The 3,614-nt window shown below is 46.2% G+C and carries 3 protein-coding genes and 1 pseudogene; 2 read left to right on the forward strand and 2 right to left on the reverse strand.

Annotation, left to right across the window (positions count from 1 at the left end):
* Window positions 1–185: pseudogene (locus E4021_RS18235) on the forward strand (IS256 family transposase); the annotation flags it as partial.
* Between the two features lie 381 nt (window positions 186–566).
* Here the strand turns inward: E4021_RS18235 and E4021_RS17790 are convergent.
* Window positions 567–1,262 carry a class I SAM-dependent methyltransferase gene (locus tag E4021_RS17790; RefSeq protein ID WP_136460835.1) on the reverse strand — a complete coding sequence of 232 codons (696 nt, stop codon included), beginning with the start codon at window positions 1,260–1,262 and terminating at the stop codon, window positions 567–569.
* A gap of 789 nt (window positions 1,263–2,051) precedes the next feature.
* A complete protein-coding gene (locus E4021_RS17800; protein WP_136460838.1) occupies window positions 2,052–2,477 on the reverse strand; it encodes a transposase in 426 nt (141 codons plus the stop codon).
* Between the two features lie 881 nt (window positions 2,478–3,358).
* Here E4021_RS17800 and E4021_RS17805 point away from each other — a divergent pair.
* Window positions 3,359–3,614 (forward strand): transposase (locus E4021_RS17805; protein WP_136460831.1); only part of this gene is annotated, 256 nt, incomplete at its 3' end.

A 3,614-nucleotide genomic window follows, 5' to 3' on the forward strand; every position in this document is an offset into this window, starting at 1 on the left:
ACCGACAGCTCAGGCGGGTCACCAAGACCAAGGGGTCGTTCACTTCCGACACGGCGCTGATGAAGCTGCTGTACCTCGTCCAGCGCGACGTCACTGCCAAGTGGAAAAAGCCCATGCACAACTGGAACCGCATCCTCTCTCAGCTGGCCATCCTCTACGATGACCGATTACGCCTGGACCTGTGAGCCGGGCGGTAGTCACGTATTCTTTGCCCAATCCCCCTTAACTTATACGGGGCTTGGCCAAAGAATACTTCCACTGCAAAAAAAACCAGGTGACACACTTTCTGAAATACTCCCCTTTCCCTCCTCCAGTGCGGTGTCACCAGCAATTGTAAAAAGCGGATGGATCACTTGAACCTATTCCTCTCCCAGCGCTCCATCCTCTACAATGACCTACTGCGCCTGGATCTGTGAGCCGGGCGGTAGAATCCGCATTCTTCATCCAATCCCTCTAATCTTATACGGGGCTTGAACAAAGAATATTCCCATTAAGACAATTTCTCCTGATACACTTGATGCAATACTGTCGTGAGAAAGGTTGGAATGTATGTCTTTCAGGGACGACTATTTAGCAAGCACTAACAATGAGTACCCCCCTATCAATTTAACAGTTAAATCGGGAAATATCGGGAATAGCATATTTCGGGGAATATTAGCAATTTTTGTTCTTAATTTTCTGGGTAATGTTGAACCGTCAGTATAAAAATAATCTAAAATCTCCAATCCTGCATCTTCAAGCGTAGCTAAAGCGGTTTCTTTAGTAAAGTAATGTAAATGGCCTACACTGTTCCTTGCCGCTATTAAGCGACCTCTTAAAATTGAACTTAAATGGATATCCAGTGGGATGTGGAATATTTTATATGTTGCTTTTTCACTGCAATTTGCAATAAAACCTATATAGTCTGGAACATGCTCAAACACATCGATCATTAATAATAAATCAAATGCTTTGGCATTTTCACCCCCAAAATCTTTACAGAAAAACTTAACATTTGAATTGTTTTTGGTGCGGGCTATATTTATTGCATCTTCTGCAATATCATAGCCTTCAAAAGTGGTATTCCCATCTTCAAACAACTCATTCATTGAATATAAAATTTCTCCAACTCCACAACCGACTTCTACTATGGTTCTAGGTTTTAGGTTGTTCTTCTTAATCATTTGCAAGATCTGATTTGCCTTCCAAGGAGAATCTTCTGAGTGCCAAGACTTAGTTTTTTGTAAATAGTCCGAATCCGATCCTATGTAAAGGTCTTTCATTAGTTGTTTTTTTATTTAAAATCATAATTAATTAGTGAACATGCATAAGACCCGACCAGCTCATGGGTAATTTACGCAGTAATATACTGAAAATCAAAATAAGTGGATGGAATTATTATTTCATACCCTACAGTTTACTTCTGCCATAACTCGAATTGATCATTTTGTCTTCGAATGTAAAGTACGAAGAAGTATAATACCTCGGCAGAATTGGTCCACGAGCTACGTTGAAAGCTTAACTTGTAAAATGAAGCGCTCGAGAAGGAAACCGTTCCTTCATTGTAGGGCCATACCCCACGCTTCGTATAAAGATATGTATGCTGAGTTGAGCATCAACCATAACATCGTTTACGACGGCTATGGGATGTTAAAAAATTGGCCCGATATCTATTGGGGCAAGACGCCATGTTGGCTTAGAGCATGTCTAAAAATTTCAGGGGCCGTCGGCGGCTAGTGACGATATAACCATCTGAATCTTAGCCATAAGAATAAAGCCTACAGAATTTTCTATCGTTCGCTCGTAATCCTTGATGATTCGACAGAAGAAGTTCATCCAGGTAAAGCTTCTTTCAACCACCCAACGCTTCGCTTCGACGACAAAACCCCGCTGATCCGGCCGACGGCTCGGGCACTCAAATACTACTCGGTCAAGCTGGCTCATCAACACAGCAAACTGGCCCTGTAAGCACTATCCGCAAGAAGCTTCTTCGCGCGTGGGATTTGGTCGGTGAAGTTCGGATAGATCAGTTCCATTCCTGCAATTCCATCGTGGATGTTAGCTGCATGCACCTAGACCCTCCGGATCCGACCCAAGGTGTCTGTCAGGATGCTACGCTTTCGGCCGTTGATCCATTTGCCACTATCCTTTCCCCGATCTTGGCCGATCATCGGAGACAACCGTACACTCTGAGCATCAACCAGTAATAAGCTGGGACTAGCTTCACGAGCGTGAACGAGTACCCGCTCTAAGCGATTGAGTGCATCATTGATCGTTTCGATCTTACCATCCCGCGACCATTTATTGAAGTAGTAATGGACGATCTTCCAGAGTGGAAAATGAGAGTCTAGATTGCGCCACTGGCAGCCCGTGCGGGTCAGCCAGAGTATGGCGTCGAAGACATCACGCAGATGGTGTTTGCGCCTGCGCCCAATGGGCAGCAATGCTTTAACTTCGTCCCACTGGCTGTTAGTCAACCGAGCGAACTGCTGGGTCATGTTTCGTATAGTTTGGCGACTTACAAAACACAACTGGCAGCCTTTTGCTAAATCATATCTGTAAAATCATAATTTTAAACATGCTCTTAGGTAGAATGGGCTCCTACGGCTCAGCTCATAATTGGTAAGATTACACAGCTGCGTCAGAAGAGTGTACGCCATACCGTAATTGTCGCGCCTGGGGCTTAATTCGCCAAACTTACCCCATCGCCGGCAAGATTTTCGATCCGAAGAGCGGGAATGGGAGTTGCAGGATTTTCTGGAATGAATCGCCAGTCGGTTTCTGAATTAGCGCTTTTGGATTGATCTTTTACTGTCTGGGTAACCAAGGATATGCCATTAATCACCAGTGAGTGTACCGCGTTTGGATTGAAACGGGACTGCACCTGCGGCTCACCCAAGACAACCGCTCATCCAGCAAGAATACCGGGTACAATTGCCACCCGACGTCAGCAACGAGGGGTGGGTGATGGATTTTTGAAGAATGGGTAGTATGTCCACAGCCTCAGAGCGTACGCATCCTCAGTATAGAGGATGAAGGCTTTCGCAAGGGACAATGGACCGTAACTCATGGTAGTATCTCGGCGCGCAAGTGGATTAAGGTACTCGATAACCTAGTAGAAGTACGGGGTAGTCCCGGATATAACCGCTGCGATAATGACCCAGACATCATTAGCCCTTAATTACGCCGTGGGCCGAGAACCATGATGTAGAACTCCTGCATATCCTGCCCGGCAAGCCGAGTCAGAATGGGCTCATTGAACGGTTACGTTGTGGTTAGAATGCCAACGCCAATTCTGGTTGAACAGTCTGGACGAAATCAACGATCAACTGCAAGCCTAGGCTGTGTCTGAAAAATGTCTAGCGCCTACTTTTGGGGTATGCGTAGGTACGAAATTACGGATGAACAATGGGCGGCTATCGCTCACCTTTTTCCAGTTCGCCCCGCTGGAGCTAGAGGTCGACCCAGTCGCGATCACCGCACGATGCTGAATGGTATCCTCTGGGTACTCTTCAGTGGGGCGGCGTGGCGTGACATTCCAGCCCGATTTGGTTCATGGCAGACCGTTTATGACCGGTTTCGCCGCTGGAGCAAGGACGGCACCTTTGACGCAGTGTTGGACGAACTCCAGTGGA

The sequence above is a fragment of the Neolewinella litorea genome (assembly GCF_004803465.1).
GTDB classification, from domain to species: Bacteria; Bacteroidota; Bacteroidia; order Chitinophagales; family Saprospiraceae; genus Neolewinella; species Neolewinella litorea.